The 1,050-nt window shown below is 65.4% G+C and carries 1 pseudogene; it reads left to right on the forward strand.

Going from position 1 to position 1,050, the window contains the following annotated elements:
- A pseudogene (locus NS354_RS12780) lies at positions 1 to 1,050 on the forward strand (DNA-directed RNA polymerase subunit beta); the annotation flags it as partial.

The raw sequence follows: 1,050 nt of genomic DNA on the forward strand, positions 1-1,050 counted from the left end.
ACGTGGAAGTCGCGTGTCGTCGAGGCGCAAGCCCAGGGGCGCGACGACATCGCGCTCAAGAGCGGCCTCGAGGAGATCTTCGACGAGATCTCGCCGATCGAAGACAACGCCGGAACGATGCAGCTCTCCTTCGAGAACCCCATTCTCGACGAGCAGAAGTTCACCATCGAGGAGTGCAAGGAGCGCGGCAAGACCTACGCCGCCCCGCTGTACGTCGAGGCCGCGTTCTACAACACCGAGACGCAGGTGCTCAAGAGCCAGACGGTCTACATGGGCGATTTCCCCATCATGACCGACAAGGGCACCTTCATCATCAACGGCACCGAGCGCGTCATCGTGTCGCAGCTCGTCCGCAGCCCCGGCGTCTACTTCGAGCGGGCGCAGGAGAAGACGAGCGACAAGGACGTCTTCACCGCGCGCGTGATCCCGAGCCGCGGCGCGTGGCTCGAGTTCGAGGTCGACAAGCGCGACCAGGTGGGCGTGCGCATCGACCGCAAGCGCAAGCAGTCGGTCACCGTGTTCCTGAAGGCGCTGGGCATGACGAGCGAGGAGATCCTCGAGGAGTTCGCCGGCTACGAGTCGATCGCCCTCACTCTGGAGAAGGACGCGATCGTCACCCAGGAAGAGGCGCTCAAGGACATCTACCGCAAGCAGCGCCCGGGCGAGCAGGTGGCGATCGAGGCCGCACGCGCGCTCCTCGACAACAGCTACTTCAACCCCAAGCGCTACGACCTCGCGAAGGTCGGCCGCTACAAGATCAACCGCAAGCTCGGCGTCGACGCGCCCATCACCGACTCGGTGCTGTCGCTCGAAGACATCGTCGCGACGATCAAGTACCTCGTCGGCCTGCACGCGGGCACCGAGAAGCTCCCCGGCACCCGTGAGGGCGAGCCGGTCGACGTGCGCCTCGAGACCGACGACATCGATCACTTCGGCAACCGCCGCATCCGCGCCGTGGGCGAGCTCATCCAGAACCAGGTGCGCACCGGCCTCAGCCGCATGGAGCGCGTCGTGCGCGAGCGCATGACCACGCAGGACATCGAGGAGAGA

It is taken from the genome of Leucobacter chromiiresistens (assembly GCF_001477055.1).
Taxonomy (GTDB): Bacteria; Actinomycetota; Actinomycetes; order Actinomycetales; family Microbacteriaceae; genus Leucobacter; species Leucobacter chromiiresistens_A.